Genomic DNA, 17,340 nt, shown 5'->3' with positions numbered 1-17,340 from the left:
TTTTACATAAAATACTGGTCTAGTTTCGTGATGTCTTTTTTAAGCAATTTGTCCTTTGATAACTTCAAAAGATATTATTTTTCAGTTGACATACTACCGCAGGTCTTTTTAGAAAAAGTGTATGAAGTATGCAAAAGGTTTGTAATAATTGATACTCATATCACTTCTACTCCTAATGTATCAGTACTTTATAAAAATTATGAATATAAGGGACATACAATGCTAGAACACTCTGCTAATTCATCAATAGAAGAACGTTTACAATCAAAATGGGCATCATTAGATAACGTTACTAGTTTTTGGATGACAAAATCCTCTTTATACAATTTTTTAACGCGAACAGGTTTCTCTTCTATAAATGAATCCAGAAGTTTAGTTCAAGAAAATAGGATTACTGTTGTAGCTTTTAAGAAATATCCTATAGAAATTAAAAGCTCTCCTGAAACAGAAAAATACATTGAACCCGATTATTTAGAATGCTAAAAATAACACTATATGTCATTCAAGTTAAAATCGTAAAGTATCTCTAAACAAAATGATCAATTCTCCAAAACCTAATTATATAAATGCAACCCGTTGTTTCCGTTTTGGGATACTATAAAGTTGTAGATAGTGATGGAATAGCACCGCATTACTATCAACTTAAAGAAATACTTCCGAAAACAAAAAATGAAAAAATAATAAAAAAGCTTATCATTACGTGTTAAAAGATAAGCTTTTTTATTTTAGGGTAATTACAAGTATTGAAATTCTTTTACTACTCTCATAATAAACTTAAAGATGCTCTTTTCGACCTTGTAAAATTAACCCTTCACTATTTAAAAGCTGTGATATACCAAATAGCAACAACATTTCCATTTTTATCGAGTACTCTGCCTTCAGCTGCTCCTTCTTCATATGCTGTTACTACACCAGTTTTAGGGTTTACATAAATTTTGTTTTCACTAAATAAGACATATTTGTATTGTTTTCCGCTTGGCGTCATTGACCAAGGTTTCCCCACTTTAATGTGCATAAATTCACCTTGCACATCAGATACTTGATAAACCGATTTTGTTGATTCTGGATTGTTTACTGCAGCGTGAGTTTTAGTAGTAGCAAAAGTTCCTAAACCTCCAATTCCAATGGTAGCTGCTAACGCAATTCCAACAAGTTTTTTCATGTGATAATGCCTCCTTTTTTAATTCATACCTGTATATTAAACGGTTAGTCTTTCATGTCACTTTCATTTACCTTACAATAACCTTAAATGGATTTTTTGAAAATTCTGACCGATGCGAGGGAGAGTATGAAAAAAAATATATTAATTGTTGATGATGACAAAGATATTATTGATCTTTTAAAGCTTTTTTTAGAAATGGAAAATTTTTTTGTTGTAGAGGCTTCAAATGGCGAAGTTGCCTTAAAGTGTCTAGAAGAAAATCATATTGATTTAGCTATTGTTGATATTATGATGCCTAAAATGGATGGTTATCAATTAATTAAAAAGATTCGTGAGACATTACAATTTCCGATACTTATTTTGTCAGCCAAATCTCAAGAAGTAGATAAAATTATCGGTTTAGGGATTGGAGCAGATGACTTCATTACAAAGCCATTTAGTGCTTTAGAAATTATAGCTAGAGTTCAAGCTCACCTTAGAAGGTCCTATGAATTTAATGATAAGGCTGTAGAAGGTACGGAGAAGCAAATTCATATGGGTGATTTAGTATTAGATCATCATTCTTGTACACTCTATAAATCAAGCGAATCCATTACTCTCAGTGCTACGGAATATAAAATCTTAACACTTTTTATGAAGGAACCAGGGAGAATATTTACTAAAAAACAAATTTTTGAAAATGTATGGTCTGATTATTACTGTGCAGATGATAATACAATTATGGTTCATATTAGTAGACTACGAGAGAAATTAGAGGATTCTCCTAAGAATCCAGTTTATATAAAAACAATCCGGGGACTTGGGTATAGATTTGCTAGGAAGGAAGAACTTTATGAAAAATAAAGTTTTATATATCTTAATTAAAAATTACGTTATATTTGCACTAGCAATAGGTTTTACCGTAATAATTTTATTTATATTTTTGATGTATCAAACAGAAAAGCAACTAGGAAAGCTAAATAATTTAAAGGCAAGTGAAGTGGTCCGTGAAAACTTTAAAACTATTAATGCAGAATCAATAGAAACATACGGTGGTTGGGTAGAAATTCTTAATGAAAATTTACAAGTTATCTATACCAAAGGGGAAAAGAAGGATAAGCTTTTATCATATTCACAAAGAGAATTTGCTACTTTATTTTTTGATAATGATAAGCTTCCTTATTATTCATCTGTAGCAACATTTGTAACGGAAAAAGGTGAAACATTATATTGTCTTGTTAAGGTTCCTAAAAAAGCAATAAAGTATGAATATACGTTTTCTGATAAAAATGAGGAATACGTATATGTTTTTTATAAGATATTTTTTTCTACAATCGTTTTATTTTTTGTATTTTTCTCTATGAATGTATATATATTTAGTAGGCAAATTGCTAGGAAAATAACCAGGCCATTGGATAAACTAGCAACTGGATTTGAGGAAATTGCTAGTGGGAAATATGATAAAAGGTTAAACTATGAAACATATTTTGAGTTAATGCAAATACAGCATTCGTTTAATGTTATGTCGGAAAAACTCGATAAAATAGAGAAAGAGAAGAAGAGGTTGGAAGAAACCAAGCAGAAGATGCTTGTAGATTTGTCTCATGATTTAAGGACACCAATTACAACCGTTCAAGGTTATGTTGAAGCATTACAACTAGGGATCATTACAGAAAAAGGTGAAAGAGAAAGAACTTTGAATGTAATATATAATAAGATTCGAATCATTGCGGTATTAACTGAAGATATTTTTGAACTGTCTAAATTAGAGCATTCTGATTACCCTTTTGAAGCACATCCAACTGATGTATCTGAGTTTATTCGTGAATTGCTTGTAGAATATTATGATTTATTTCAAGCGAAGCGCTTAATTCTTCAATATCAAATACCCTCTAAAGAAGTGATTGCTCCAATTAACAACAGGTTACTATACCGTGCTATCTCTAATATAATATCTAATGCTCTACAGTATAATACGGCAGGTACGACCGTGTTTGTATCGTTAATTGAGGATGAAAGCAAAGTATATATAAACATTATAGATAATGGAATTGGAATACCTGAGGATATGAAACAAAGTATTTTTGATGCATTTGTTCGAGTAGATGATTCTCGAGAAAATAATGGGGGATCAGGTCTTGGATTAACTATCGCTAAGCATATAGTAGAAAAACATGGAGGGAGCATAAATTTAGATAGTACAAAGAAAAAAACACATTTCTGTATTTCTTTACCTAAATGCAGTGTGTAAATATCTTATGAAAAGTGTTAGTAAGTTAAGTGGTTGAATAAAGAGAAAACGCACGATTTAATTCCTTTAAACTTAACTCTGGTTCATATAAAATGGAAGCTTTACAGTTTACAAAATAAAAAAGGTGCTTATTTCAATTTCTTGTTTTATCATTTTAGTCAAGATAGTTCCTTTAAAACATGGTATAGATAATCAGTACGATTAAAGGAGAGATATTAGTCATTGCTTATCAATGGTAAGGTAGACGTATAGGATTTAACAAAGAACACATGCAACAATACAAATAATAATTTGTATGTGAACGTAAAAAATACCAAGACTGCCCTGGAGAGGAGGGGGGGTCCTGGTATTTTTTTGTGAAGATTACGATTTTTTAAGTGATTTTCATATTCTGTTCACCACACTAACATCAAGTCCTTTAATTCAATCGTTTCAATTTCGCAAGTGTATTCTTTATCTTCCACATATCGGTGGGTAATCTTTGTATAAACTGATCTTATCTCTAAATCAGAATTGTTACCCCATCACCATGAAGTTAAAGTTTTTAAGGACCCAAAAAGAAAAATATGCTATTCCATTTGTTTTGCTAACTTGATGTTAATGTGGCGTAACCTTAAGTATTTAAAACTTAAAAAAGTCCCTTAATCATGTTAAAGGGAACTTGCTCACGCAAATGATCTGTAAATCAATTCATTTTTGATATACAGATCATTTGTATGATAATTTTTATAAATAATTGCTAAATAGTGAATTTACATAAATGCTTTTAGAAGTTCTTGAATTAATGGGATTGCTCCACCTATAAATTTTAAAACTGCCATTGCGATTTCCATATTATTCGCTCCTCTTTTTTCTTATTAAGATGTGGTGAATCTTTATAACCTTATTATAGTAAGCGCTTACAATTATAACAATACATTTATGTATGCAATATTGCATATTTATACATTAGGCCTCTATTAGCCATTATTTAATGTTACCATAGCAAGGTGAGAGTCTATAAGGGTTCTCATTAATAGGAGGAAATATGGAAAGAGTGCAAGCGATTTACAGTAATCAAAAATTTAAGAGTTGGGTTAAACAGGTATTAGCTGTAGGAGGAATAATAGGGTGCTGCTATTTGGTGTTATATGTTTTCTGTTTCTTAGTTATCATGTAAATATTATACAACTAAACTAGTAGAGTCTTGTCTAGAGAGGTAAGGCTCTTTTATTGTAGTACCGGGAGATGAGCAAACTACATACAATAACTCTTAGGTTTTTCAGATCACTTTGTATGGTTCCTTGTTTAGAACACTAATTCCTATCATTGAAAACAGAATTCTATTGATAAAAAATATGTTTTTACTAGATACATATTAAAAAGACAAGCATAAATTATATTAGATTTTGGCAAAATCTTTTTGCCTTGGAAAAGGATTTAAATCTTACTGATAGATTTGATTCCTTTTTTATATACCATAATCCTTATATTACTACGAAAATATAATACAGTAATAATGGTTTAAAAGCAAGAATATTAGTAGGGGTACGTTCACACATCCATCAACTTAAGATTTTAAAGTAGCCCTTGAACAAAAAAATCTTTTTTTATTGATTGATAGTAAACAAGAAAGGTTAGCAAATCAACAACTAAGAGATTTCTTCAGGTAAGCTAATAAGTAATCTATCAAAAGATCCTTTACAAAATTTACCGTTTTAGCCAAGAAGACTCCTTCCTCAAGGAGCGTGAAGGATCACAGCCCAGTGAGTAGGTGGGAGATGAATTGGCTTCGAACAAGGGATGACAAGAAGCCATCTTAATCAATAGCTAAACCTAATAATAAATTAATAAAAGAATGAGTTTTCCATTGTGTACGAATTTCAACATTTCCATAACAAAATTCATTAATAGTGGTTAAGAATGATTATATAGAAAATGGGAGTCATAGTGTAAATTTTTCTATAGATATTGATGGCTTAATATCTAACCCATATACCTGCGGAACAAACATTATTCTTAATAGCCTCATAGAGATTAAGAAACGTTATAAAAATTCTTGAAAGATTCTAAAACTGAGGATTCATTAAAAATACATTGGTAGCATAATGTGGTAGGGGAAATAAACGCTAAGGAAAAAGTTTGAGGAAAAAGTATTATGTTTATTGCAAATGAAAATAAAATGTATGATCCTCAGGTAAGGGTGACAGTGAATTAAAACTGGAAAATAAAGTGTCCAGTAAATAAGGAAATATTAAAGGTAGAAGAACAGAACTTTTGAGTATTAGTGGAATCGCTCAGGAAGAAATAGTGACAGCGAAATTTAAAATTACTAATTTCTGTTCATCGATTCCGAACTTTGATGAAAAATACAAGTGAAACGCTGCTAAATAGCAGCGTTTCACTTAGTACATAAAATATATATTATTCCTTTTAAATTAACTATCAAAGTAGAGGTAGTATACCATTATCATAAAAAAATTAAGGAAAGTCCAGTACAATACCGAATCCATGCCAAAGAAGCTGTCTAATGAAATAATGTGTCTAACATTTTGGATTCACTTCAGTTATGTGTGCTTTTTTTACTAAATATCTAGAATGCATTATAATAAGTTGTTATCTTCTAGTAGTTGATACCAATCATCATTTTTATTACCTACAGTATCACTAATTCCTCCAGCTTGAACAAATTTACTACCTAATTCACAATATTTTCTCCCTAAATAGTAATGTTGTAAGAAATTATTCAAATTACCATAGGATTCAATAACAAAGTTTTGATCAATTAAATCCCCAAACAAACAAGAAACTTCACCATTAATTTTATTAATAAATAATGGATAGTTTTCTATTTTTCCTATACATATCCATTTATTAGTACCACCTGGCATATCATCGGTATAAAACTGAATACTATCAAGTTTTTCATGACCAAATATAGTTATTACTCCGCCATTTAATATTTCGTATTTTCCTATAATAAAATAATAATCTTTTAAAACACCTTCCTCTAATTTTTTGTCAAAGTTGTCTTGTATTTCTATTATTTCCCCAATCAGCAAACTAAATGGGTCATTACCTAAAATGTCTTTAATTAATTCTATTTTTTCTAATACTGATTTGTCCATTTTCTACTCCCTCTCAATATTTATCTTCACTCTCGAACCATAAGGGGCATCTTTTAATTGTACTCCTAAAATTCCACCAATTCGTCTATTTGTAAATTGATCCATGAATTGAAGGTTACTTCTAACGTCTTCTCCATTAAGGCCTAAATCCCAGCGGTGATCTGGATCCATATCATACTTTACTTTATCGATTAATTCTTTTGCTAATTTTTTATCTTTTGGATAATAGATTTCAATAATCTTTTTTATAACATCCTTTCGATACTGTTTTGTAACTTGAGGATCTCTAATAGGTTTTGTCTTTTGTAATAAGTTTGCATCACTCAAATCTTGTAATTTTTTCACTTTACGATCAAAATCACGTAAATTCATATCACGAAATTCATTGCCCCATTTTACATTATTTTCGAATTTTATAGTTACTTCGTAATACTCACCTAATTCATCTACTTTTTTTACAGCGGGGGGAATCTTTCTTTTTCCTATGTTTTTTCCAGATTTACTTAATTTACTTTCCCCACTGTTAATTCTTATAAAAAAATCTTTAGACGGAGAAATTTCACTTTTAAGTGGGCTTGTACCGGCAAAAGCAAATCGATCTTTTAATGGTAAGTGGCTTGAAATATAAGGTGTATCACCTGAAAATTTCGTTAACTTTACAGAGTCTCCAAGGGAAGTTACTTTTCCAATTTGGCCTGCTCCTTTATCTCCAATCCATCCTAAACCAAACTCCATAAAAATATTTGTTCCCCATTGTGTACGACTTTCAGCATCGCCATGCCAAAATTCATTCATAAAAGTGTCTGAAAAAGTATTTATCATGGTATAAGCGGTTTCTATAGGATGACCTGCAGCATATTTTAGGTTTTCCTTTGTCACTGTATCGTCTAACGAATTGTATGTCTCTACTAAATCGCCAATAAATTTTCCAGATCCATTCCAAACCCCTTTTATAAACTTTTCTAGTATATTCTTTTCAGAAGAACTACTTAATAGTATACCAGATTCGATTAGATTATTTGTTTTTATACTATTATCTAATCGAATATTATTGTCTAGATATTCATGAATAGAATCTGCCCATTCCATATTTATTCTTTGTGTACTAAATGTACCGCTTGCAGGGCTGAAGCCTTTTCCACTTTGAACCTCAGCAAGGCCTGCAGCGATACTAGCCGCTAATTGAATCGCGGTAGCATAGTTATTACTAGATGTTTGATTAAATTCATATAGATGTTCTAACTTTTCCTGGATTTTACGGCGCATCTCAATAAATAGGTTAACCATTGCATCCATATCCGGTAGTGGCATAATTTGTTTTGTAACTTCAATACTTGCTATCATTCGGTCAATCTCTCGGATTTGTTCTAATAGTTCTTGTTCAACTATATCTGTTGAGGCGACTCTTGATTGAAACTCAGCAGGAAAAGATTCATTTTGATGGAGTAATTCTTCACATAGGTAAATAATCCCCTGTGCTAAAGGAAGAAACGTTTCTGCAAAATACATTTTCGCACTATCATAAGTCTGACCCTGTAGGACAGAATCACCAACAAAACTGTCGATAGACTGGATTACTTGCTCCATACTTTGTATAGTAGCAGTACAAAAAGCATACATAGTGTTTGTTTGGGATTGTACCTCTCCAAGATACATATTTAAACTCATAAATTGGCCTCCCTAGCAAGTTTTTGTTTTTGATGAGTGAGGTCATTTTCTAGATTGTATAATTTTTGTTTCTCTTGAATTAATGTTTCCTTTTGTTCTTCTAATTTATAAGAAAGGCTTCTTTCAATTTGTTGAGTTTCTAATTGTATATTGGTAAAAAAGCGAAAGAGTTCTTTATCACCATGCCATGTTTCTAAAATACGATGAAAAAAGCGATGGCTGCGTATTTTTAATTCTTGAAAGTCTGCTTCTGCTTGTTCTTGTGTTTGTATTGCGCGTTGATTTTGGTATTGTTCCTCGGATAGATTCATTAGATTTTGACTCAAGACCTTCATTTTTTGTTCTATTTCTTGATTCATTTTTTCCGCCTACCTTTTTGCTTATATATAAGTTAACAGAAGGGATAAAGGAAAAATTCTTAAAAAAGCTAAAAATTCTTCTGTAATTCGTTGTCCATTCGTTCAAACTCTGTTGCTACAGACTGTATATTGTCAATGGATTGCTGAAAGGCAGAAAGAAATTGTCTAGTTAATTCTAATGCTTGCTGGTTTGCTTCCTGCGCTTTGGAATTCACGATTAAAGTTGTACGTGTTGCGTGCGTTATTGATTTACCTGTTGCATTTTGAATTGCGTCAGAAGCTGCTCTCATTTGAGTAGCAATTTGTTCAGCTTTTTGAACATTACTTTGAAAGATTGCCATTATAATATAACTCCTTACTTCAATATGTTTTTTAATAGTAAAAAGAAAGGGCTATGTATTTTATTATGTTTAATATTAAATTAGCAGTATTTTCATATGTTTTAAAACATAGCCTTATATTAATTGATTGATTGATTGATTGATTGATTGATCCATAAAATGGAATACGATATTAATTATACCAATAAATCACTAGATTTACTTAGGCGAATTTTAGCTTTCATACAAAATCATTCATTTTATAATAAAGCACATTATATTGTAGCCTAGAAGGATAGTAGAGCTGTGGAAATACAAAAATTAATGAAAGAGTTTGAAATAGCCCCTAACTCTGCTGTTGCAGCAATTCAGAAAATCAGAATAGGGTTATGGGTTATTGGAGAGCAGTATAAACATAAATCAACCAAGGAATGGAACTTGAGTAAATAACATAGCATATAGGAGGAAAAGCATGAAGATTTGGCAATAAAACTTTCTGATTTATGGGGAGAAATTTTTATTGAATGTGTAGAAGGGGGATAAACAAAGTGACTGTCCTATGTTTGGGGAGAAACTGGTACCTTGATGGTTAGTGAAAAGGCAAAAGAATTATTAAAGTCTATATTAGGTGCTAATGTTGAATTCTTACTTTTTGTAAGCAAATCAATTAGTGAGGAATATTATTTAGTTCATGTTTTGAATGTACTAGATGCAATTGATGGAGATAAAGCAATCTTTAAAAAAATAATTACAGGCCTTATAGTAGGTTGTGAAAAGTTCGAATTTGATTTTAATATAGTTCAAAATGAAATGATTTTTAAAGTTTACATAAATGGAAAAATTCATCCGACGGTTGTCTTTATTTCAGACGAGTTGAAGGCTCTTATTGAACAAAGTGAATTAAAAGGTTTTGAATTTATTGAAGTATGGGATTCGGAAGTGGGGGCCTAAATAATCTAATAAGATGCTCCTATATCTAATAGAGTAAAAAATAATTAAATTCAAGAAACTTACACTATCGAAAAGAAATTTAACTATTAAATCTACCATATGCATAAGTCGATTATAAGATCCGGGAAATTCAAGTATATGTAAATATTATACATTTTTGTAAAAGGCATTCATTGACGCTTGTGCATATAAGTAACTATACTCGTTACATCAAATTGAATGGGGGATAATACGATTTCATTCTTATTACAAACATGTAAATATAAAAATAGAAAATCTCAATTTGATAAATACAATGGTAGAGGTGTTTATTTTAATGAAGCACAAATTAATTGCAACAGGTATCCTTGCAGGAGCTATATTATCCTATTCTTCTAATATTTTAGCAGATACTCATAAATTCCCTGATGTTCCTACATGGGCTGATAAATCCGTTAATTATTTAGTTGATAAACAGGTATTAAATGGTTATCCAGATGGAACTTTTGGTTCAAATGACTCATTAGACAGAGCTTCGGCTACAAAAATTATGACAAAAGTTTTAGGTATACAAATTGATCCTAATGCAAAACCATCTTTTACAGATTCACAAAACCACTGGGCTACTCCTTATATTGCTGCTGCTGAAAAAGCTGGGATTGTTAAAGGGGAAGGTAATGGAATCTTTAATCCATCCGGAAAAGTAACTCGTGCTGCTATGGCTACGATGCTAGTAAATACATATAAACTACAAAGCACACCAAATCATAATGATCAGGTTAGATTTGAAGATTTAAAAGGGCATTGGGGAGAAAAATATGCCAATATTTTAATAGATTTAAAAATCTCTAATGGTACCGAGAACGGTTGGCAACCAAATAGATTTATAACACGTGCTGAAGCTGCTCAACTTACTGCAAAAACAGATATGTTACAACAAAATTTAAACGATGAAAAAGAGGTTATTACTGCTACCTCATATGAAGATTTAAATTTAACAGTGGCTTCGAAAATTACAGCTCAAGAGATTGATAGTTTTATTGCGAAATATCACTCGGATAGTCCTTTAGTTGGACATGGGCAAGATTTTATCAATGCGCAAAATCAATATGGCGTGAGTGCTCATTATTTAGCAGCGCATGCGATTTTAGAATCTGGATACGGAAAATCAGAAATCGCATATCAAAAACATAATCTATTTGGTCTACGTGCATATGATGGAGATCCGTTTAAATATGCAAAATATTTACCAAGCTACGGGGATAGCATTGCTTATAACGCTAATTATGTACGAGAAAGATATTTAGAAGAAAGTGGTATGTATTATAACGGCCCAACATTAACTGGCATGAATGTGAAATATGCATCAGATAAAGGCTGGGCTAAGAAAATTGCGGGTATTATGGAACGTATTAAACCGTTTCATGTAGAAGACTATACATATGCAAAAAAATTACCAAAGAATTACCAAAGAATCCTGAAACATTAGATGTCGACGCGTTATCGAATGAAATTCCATATAAAATGTATGCAGACGGTTCAAGCTCAAATGTTGTATCATCAGCTGCTTACTACCAGGTACCTTATCCATTTAATTTAAAAATTAAAAGTAGACCAGATGTAGCTGTCGAGGAGAATAAAGTTGGTACAGTAACTCCTGGAACAACCATCTTTATTTATCGTGAAGATCCGAATGGATGGGTAGAATTCTCTTTTGAAGCTAATGGAGAAAAATATTGGACATTAAAAAATACATTAAGTATGTAATTAAAAAGATCTATTTCATTAGTTTTAATCGTTTAGATTTTAATCTCATATAATTGGGAGACAAGTTTTTTAATTTCTTAAAATAAAATTAAGTATACAAGAAAAGTTAGAGAATTATTTTCTCTAACTTTTCTTCGCTAGTATTTGAAATTAAAAAGATGGTGGAGTTACCCCAAATATAACAGTGACTTTGTTTAAAGAAGTGTTTTCCCATTTATGCTTTGTATAAGGTGGGATTTTAACACTATCACCTGTATTGAGAAGTAAAACCTCATCATTTAGATATAGTTTTACTTGTCCCTCCATAATAAATGCTATTTCTTCCCCTTTATGTGCCACAGGTTCCATAGATGAAGCAGTTTCAGGGAACAGATTCATTAAAGCCAATTCTAGTGCTCCATCTAAATTAGGAGATAATAACTCATATGAAACATTGCCGCTTTCAGGAAAAGTTATTTTTTTCCTTTGGTTAGCTCTTACAACTAATTCTTCTGTATTGGTATCCTCTAAGAAAAAGTTAAACAATGGAATATTTAGTGCTACAGAAATTAATTTTAGTGTTTGTAATGAAGGATTTGTGATTCCTTTTTCAATCTGACTTAACATGGAAGGTGTTATATCAGCTAACTCTGCTAAACGCTTACTGGTTAATCCGGCACCTTTTCTAAATGCCCTAATTTTGTGACCAACATTAATATCGTTCATATATGTAATCCCCTTTAAATAAGTAAATAAAATTAAATTATTATTAATTTTATTTACTTATACTTAATATATTGTTAATATATACTTAATTATAATAAATTATGATTAATTTTAAAACATCATATGTACATATGGCAGCAGCTGCGAAAAAGTGGGAAAAAGATTTACTTAGAAACAAAGGGGCTACTATTTTTGAATATACAGCGGGCTATAGTAAAGCAGTAGAAGAAGGAAGAATACAAGTTAATAAGAATCAAATGTGCTATTTGATTGACGATGAAAAATCAAAGCATTTATTTTAAGGTTATGCAGTAGCTGATACTCGTCTAAATAATTGATATACAAATAAAAGTTGATGAATGGCATCCGCTATTTGTATATCTACCATGTGGAGTAGGATTTGGTGGAGTTTCGTTCAGTTTAAAAATTATGGTATGGGATCATGTACATGTAATTTTTGCTGGGCCTACTCATTCTTCATATATGCTATTAGGTATGATGACCTGATTATATGATGGAATTTCCAGACAAGATTTTTAATAAGTAAAGGACAACTTAAGAGTAAACATCAATGTTGTATTGTAAAATTTTTAAGGAAGTGAAAATAGTATGAAATCAGCTTTAAATAGTATTATAATCTCCTCGATTTTTGCAGTAGGAGGGATCATTGCGCTTTTGTTTAATTTAATGGGGGATCAAGATTGGATCTGGAATTGGGTAGGGCTATTACTGGCATATCTATCTTTGGGCATTTTAATCGGTTTATATAATAAAACTGTGGATCACAAAACATTTCCTAAAATACTAAAAAGAACTTTGTTTATTTCCTTTAATGCTACTATATTAGGGATAATAATAGGGGTAACATACCAACTATTAGGAAAGTGGAATCTTACTATAATGATGTATTATTGGTTGATAATTTTATTACTACATTTAATTACTATAATAACATTAGTCATCCTAGTATTTGAAAACCGTAATAGTAAAAATTATAGCTTACTATATAGTTTTATTATACTTTTAAACATTGTCCTTACCTTAGGACCAGTATTATTTCCAGTAGTTCTAACTATTATAGGAAATGCCATGAACGCTAGTGCAGGGCACTAATTTTCACCTATACAGATTATTATTAGGATAGAAAGAAGATTATAATATGAAAATTAAGCTTAAGAAAAAGAGAATTATAAGTGTATTGTTGGCTATTACTTTAGTAGCAATAGGGTATTACATGTTCCAATCTATTACGAATCCTAAGCTGGTAAATGCGGAAGAGGCAAATAGTGTTCAGCAAGTGAGCAGTCTACCTAAAAATGAATTGAAAAAATCGATACCTAATCGTTTTGATGGTAAAGAAAGAAAAGTTGCATATTTAACTTTTGATGATGGACCAGGAAAATATACAGCTAATCTATTAGATGTACTAAAGAAAAATGATGTGAAAGCAACATTCTTTTTAATTGGCGATAATGTGAAAAGGTTCCCAGATTTAGTGAAACGAGAGCATGTAGAAAACCATTATGTGGGCATGCATAGTATGACACATGATTTTAAAAAGCTATACACCAATCAGGAATATGTGAAGGAAATGAAAGAAGATCAATCTTTAATTAGAAACGTTATTGGAAACACACCGAAATTAACACGTCCACCATATGGATCAATGCCTGGTTTAAATGAATCACTTCGAAATGAAGTGGTAGGAAATAATTTGAAAGTATGGGATTGGACAATTGATTCTTTAGATTGGAAATACAATAAATTACCCGTTGATGTAGCAGCTGCAAAGATTGTTCAAAATGTCTTAGCAGGTGCGACGTCTTCAAAAGAAATTGTTTTAATGCACGATATTCATCCACAATCTGTCGCGGCAGTTCCAGCAATTATAAAAGGATTAAAAGAAAAAGGGTATGAATTTGAAGCTTATGATGAGAATAATCATTTTCCAATAAACTTCTGGCATGATAACCGAATATAAAAAGATATGTATGAGTTAAAAGACAATTAGAGTGGAATAAGCAATTCATATAGGGTTTAAATATTTATAAGAGCGTGTTTAGATAGATGAAAACACGCTCTTTTTACTGCACTATTTTTTCGTTCATTCCTACATAAGCGTTGGATATTTCGTATGTTTGTCTAGAGTGAAAAGAGCTCATAAAAACCGCCATTATTCACGTTCTTCTTCATATAATTGCACCGCACTTATTTTTTGTATGTGGTTAAAACTAGTTTTTAAGAAGCATATGTTTTAGCAACTGCAGAAATTCTGTATCACTTTTATCATTTTTTATATAATCCTGTTCGTAGTTAAAAATCATTCGTACTAACATAAAAGCTGTAAGCGGAAATGGTACCTTATGCAAAGCTCCTTGCTGATAACCTTTTTCGAGTAAATTACTTATCATGTTAATTGCTTCTTCTTCAGATTGTTTAAAACAAGTTGTAATTTCAGGTGAATGGTACTCTTTATATTCTTGAAAGAGTGTAGAAACAAACGGATCTTGATGATATTCTAGGCTGATATAATGAAGAATTTTTTGTATTCGAAGTAAAACATCTTTTTCTTCTTTATATAAATTAAATAATTGTGAGCGCTTAAGCTGAATATGACGCATATAGCAGTCACATAATATTTCAGTTTTATCTGTATAGTAATAATAAATAGTCCCTTTACCAACTTTAGCTGTCTTTGCAATTTCATCAACTGTTGTGTTACGGACACCACGCGTAGAGAACAGTATTGTGGCAGATTGAATGATTTTCATCTTTTTATTTTCTTTTTCTAATTTGATCATTGTCTACACCCTATCCTTGAAATATTAAGCGAAGTTTTCTTTCATTACATTCTCTATCATTCTATTTGTCATTTTTTAAAACTTAATAGAAAGTCCCTAGTTGCTTCTTATAGAATAACATACACCATTCTTATTTCTAGCATATAAATATAATAGAATGCAACTGTATCACTTAGGATAAAAATGAAAGTTTGAGTTAATAATTTTTATAATTGGACGATGAGAATTCAAATGAAAGGGGACAGTGACTTCTTTCTCGATTGAATTATTTGATTTTTTATTCAATTTATTTTATTATATAAACATGACTAAAATATGGTTTTAGTCGGATTTTTTTACGGAAAACCGACTGATATTTGATTTTAGTCGGTTTCTATACTATTTGAGAGAAGGTAGACACTATGTGTGGAATTGCAGGGTGGATAGACTGGTCTAAAGACCTGTCTCATGAACAAGAAACGTTAAAAAAAATGACAGATGCTATCATTCACCGAGGGCCTGATGCAGAGGGGCATTGGTTTTCAAAACGAGCGGCATTAGGTCATCGACGTCTCATCGTCATTGATCCTGAAGGTGGCCTTCAACCTATGCTGTATAAAGATGGAAATGATACGATTGGCCTTACGTTCAATGGAGAAATTTATAACTATCAAGAATTACGTAAAGAACTTGAGGAGAAAGGTCATGAATTTCAGACCAAGTCAGATACAGAGGTATTACTACATGCTTACTTAGAGTGGCAAGAAGATTGTGTTCAACATCTAAATGGGATTTTTGCTTTTGGTATTTGGGATGAAAGATTTGGGAAATTGATGCTTGGTCGTGATCATCTAGGTGTGAAGCCTTTATTTTTCGCTCAAAGGGGAAGCGCAATTCTCTTTGGTTCAGAGTTAAAAGTTTTACTTTCGCATCCATTTGTAGATGCAGAGGTAGATAAAGAAGGACTTTCTGAAATATTTTGTCTTGGGCCAACACGTACTCCTGGTCATGCTATTTTCAAGGATATACATGAAGTGCGTGCTGGGCATTACATGACGTTTACCTCTAATGGCTCGACTACGACACAGTATTGGAAACTTGAAAGTAAAGAACATGTAGATGATATTGATACAACAGTTGAGACAATCCGTTCCATTTTACAAGATACGGTAAAACGTCAGTTAATTGCTGATAAACCAGTGGTATCTATGCTTTCTGGAGGTTTAGATTCCAGTGGTTTAACAGGTTTAGCAGGAAACGAATTTGGGAATAAAGGGGAACGTCTTCATACATATTCCCTGAATTTCATCAATGATGAAAAAGACTTTGAGCAAGACTTCCTTCGTTTTGATCGTGATGAACCTTGGGTGAAACGTGTGGCTGAATATGTAGGAACAAAGCATCATTCTATAGAGTTAGGATCAGATAGTTTAATAGAGCATTTATTAACTCCAATGCGAGCGCGTGATCTACCTGGAGTTGGAGAATTAGAAACGTCTCTTTATTTGCTATTTAAGGAAATGAAAAAAGACGCAACAGTTGCACTTTCAGGCGAATCCGCAGATGAAGTATTCTCAGGATATCCATGGTTCCATCAAGAGAAGTTTCTAGATGCAGAGATATTCCCTTGGAGTGTTAATTTATGGTATAGTACAGAAATTTTATCAGAGGATTTTAAAGCGAAGATTAGCCCTGAAAAATATCAAAAACAAAAATTTGAAGATGCAGTTGCTGAGGTTCCCTTTTTAGAAGGTGAAAGTGATCTGCAAATGAAGCAACGTCAAATGTCTTACATGTTTATTACACGTTTCTTGCCATTTATGCTAGAACGAAAAGATCGCACAAGTATGATGAATGGCTTTGAAGTACGAGTTCCATTTTGCGATTACCGACTTGTAGAATACCTATGGAATGTCCCATTCGAAATGAAAAGCATAGACAATATTGAAAAAGGTATTTTACGTAGAGCTTTTGAAAATGTACTTCCAGAAGATGTACGTTATCGCAAAAAAAGTGCATATCCAAGCACTAAGGATGCCTCTTATCTACAAGGTATTAGTGATTGGATGTTACATGTGTTGAACAATCCTGAATCACCTATTTTGCCATTAATTAATGTAGAAAGAGTTCGTGCTATTGCAGAAGGAAACGACGAAGTAATTTCAGGTAATGATGCAAGAGGTATAATAGATTATTTACTTCAAGTTAATAGTTGGCTTCAGGAATATAATATTAAATTAGTATGGTAGATGTAATTTTCAAATAAAGAGAATAGCTGAAACATTAATGACCTAAGTAAACCGCATTTCCAA

At 31.5% G+C, this 17,340-nt stretch carries 14 protein-coding genes and 4 pseudogenes; 10 read left to right on the top strand and 8 right to left on the bottom strand.

The features are described 5' to 3' along the window. A pseudogene (locus MR168_RS18800) lies at window positions 1-483 on the top strand (hypothetical protein); the annotation flags it as partial. A gap of 331 nt (window positions 484-814) precedes the next feature. Here the strand turns inward: MR168_RS18800 and MR168_RS18795 are convergent. Continuing rightward, complete coding sequence (locus tag MR168_RS18795) at window positions 815-1,162, bottom strand: hypothetical protein (protein WP_000737458.1); 348 nt, start codon at window positions 1,160-1,162, stop codon at window positions 815-817. 126 nt (window positions 1,163-1,288) lie between these two features. Between MR168_RS18795 and MR168_RS18790 the strand changes: the two genes are divergently transcribed. Both MR168_RS18790 and MR168_RS18785 read left to right on the top strand, forming a co-directional pair. Further along, a complete protein-coding gene (locus tag MR168_RS18790; RefSeq protein ID WP_047387920.1) occupies window positions 1,289-2,005 on the top strand; it encodes a response regulator transcription factor in 717 nt (238 codons plus the stop codon). Beyond that, window positions 1,995-3,392 carry a sensor histidine kinase gene (locus MR168_RS18785; protein ID WP_153579157.1) on the top strand — a complete coding sequence of 466 codons (1,398 nt, stop codon included), beginning with the start codon at window positions 1,995-1,997 and terminating at the stop codon, window positions 3,390-3,392. Before MR168_RS18790 ends, MR168_RS18785 begins: the two co-directional genes overlap by 11 nt. A 752-nt stretch (window positions 3,393-4,144) precedes the next feature. On the opposite strand, the pseudogene MR168_RS18780 reads toward MR168_RS18785, so the two are convergent. The 5 genes and pseudogenes from MR168_RS18780 to MR168_RS18760 all read right to left on the bottom strand — a co-directional run bounded on the left by MR168_RS18780 (window position 4,145) and on the right by MR168_RS18760 (window position 8,867). After that, window positions 4,145-4,331: pseudogene (locus MR168_RS18780) on the bottom strand (hypothetical protein). A 1,643-nt stretch (window positions 4,332-5,974) separates the two neighbouring features. Beyond that, window positions 5,975-6,499 carry a hypothetical protein gene (locus tag MR168_RS18775; RefSeq protein WP_088362543.1) on the bottom strand — a complete coding sequence of 175 codons (525 nt, stop codon included), beginning with the start codon at window positions 6,497-6,499 and terminating at the stop codon, window positions 5,975-5,977. 3 nt (window positions 6,500-6,502) lie between these two features. Continuing rightward, window positions 6,503-8,167: a T7SS effector LXG polymorphic toxin gene (locus tag MR168_RS18770; protein ID WP_088362542.1), complete on the bottom strand. Its 1,665-nt coding sequence runs from the start codon at window positions 8,165-8,167 to the stop codon at window positions 6,503-6,505. Then, on the bottom strand, window positions 8,164-8,526 hold the full coding sequence (locus MR168_RS18765; protein ID WP_001070984.1) for a DUF3958 family protein: 363 nt from the start codon (window positions 8,524-8,526) through the stop codon (window positions 8,164-8,166). The genes MR168_RS18770 and MR168_RS18765 overlap by 4 nt, the downstream gene beginning before the upstream one ends. Before the next feature lie 68 nt (window positions 8,527-8,594). Beyond that, window positions 8,595-8,867, bottom strand: a complete 273-nt coding sequence (locus MR168_RS18760; protein ID WP_025689740.1) for a TIGR04197 family type VII secretion effector — start codon at window positions 8,865-8,867, stop codon at window positions 8,595-8,597. Between the two features lie 285 nt (window positions 8,868-9,152). On the opposite strand from MR168_RS18760, the gene MR168_RS18755 reads away from it, so the two are divergent. The 3 genes and pseudogenes from MR168_RS18755 to MR168_RS18745 all read left to right on the top strand — a co-directional run bounded on the left by MR168_RS18755 (window position 9,153) and on the right by MR168_RS18745 (window position 11,543). Continuing rightward, window positions 9,153-9,296 carry a hypothetical protein gene (locus MR168_RS18755; RefSeq protein ID WP_153579156.1) on the top strand — a complete coding sequence of 48 codons (144 nt, stop codon included), beginning with the start codon at window positions 9,153-9,155 and terminating at the stop codon, window positions 9,294-9,296. 42 nt (window positions 9,297-9,338) lie between these two features. Beyond that, window positions 9,339-9,797, top strand: a pseudogene (locus MR168_RS18750) (imm11 family protein); the annotation flags it as partial. Between the two features lie 316 nt (window positions 9,798-10,113). Continuing rightward, window positions 10,114-11,543 (top strand): annotated as a pseudogene (locus MR168_RS18745) (S-layer homology domain-containing protein). Between the two features lie 150 nt (window positions 11,544-11,693). On the opposite strand, the gene MR168_RS18740 reads toward MR168_RS18745, so the two are convergent. After that, a complete protein-coding gene (locus MR168_RS18740; protein WP_000997924.1) occupies window positions 11,694-12,248 on the bottom strand; it encodes a helix-turn-helix domain-containing protein in 555 nt (184 codons plus the stop codon). 131 nt (window positions 12,249-12,379) lie between these two features. Here MR168_RS18740 and MR168_RS18735 point away from each other — a divergent pair, with 131 nt between their 5' ends. From MR168_RS18735 to MR168_RS18725, 3 genes are all read left to right on the top strand, one after another. Further along, on the top strand, window positions 12,380-12,550 hold the full coding sequence (locus tag MR168_RS18735; protein ID WP_306802062.1) for a serine dehydratase: 171 nt from the start codon (window positions 12,380-12,382) through the stop codon (window positions 12,548-12,550). A 307-nt stretch (window positions 12,551-12,857) separates the two neighbouring features. Then, the gene (locus MR168_RS18730) at window positions 12,858-13,361 is read left to right on the top strand and encodes a DUF3902 family protein (protein ID WP_153579153.1); all 504 of its coding nucleotides are present in this window, start codon (window positions 12,858-12,860) and stop codon (window positions 13,359-13,361) included. Window positions 13,362-13,407: 46 nt separating this feature from the next. Continuing rightward, entirely contained in the window at window positions 13,408-14,229 is an 822-nt protein-coding gene (locus tag MR168_RS18725) for a peptidoglycan-N-acetylglucosamine deacetylase (protein ID WP_153579152.1), read from the top strand. A 250-nt stretch (window positions 14,230-14,479) separates the two neighbouring features. Here the strand turns inward: MR168_RS18725 and MR168_RS18720 are convergent, their stop codons facing one another. Beyond that, complete coding sequence (locus MR168_RS18720) at window positions 14,480-15,049, bottom strand: TetR/AcrR family transcriptional regulator (RefSeq protein WP_242291445.1); 570 nt, start codon at window positions 15,047-15,049, stop codon at window positions 14,480-14,482. A gap of 401 nt (window positions 15,050-15,450) precedes the next feature. Here MR168_RS18720 and asnB point away from each other — a divergent pair, with 401 nt between their 5' ends. Next, complete coding sequence (gene asnB, locus MR168_RS18715; RefSeq protein ID WP_044585127.1) at window positions 15,451-17,277, top strand: asparagine synthase (glutamine-hydrolyzing); 1,827 nt, start codon at window positions 15,451-15,453, stop codon at window positions 17,275-17,277. The last annotated feature ends 63 nt before the right edge of the window (window positions 17,278-17,340 follow it).

The organism is Bacillus cereus group sp. BfR-BA-01356, from assembly GCF_022663635.1.
Taxonomy (GTDB): domain Bacteria; phylum Bacillota; class Bacilli; order Bacillales; family Bacillaceae_G; genus Bacillus_A; species Bacillus_A cereus.
The sequence above is the reverse complement of the archived record's forward strand: the minus strand, read 5'-3'. Positions and strand labels throughout refer to the sequence as shown.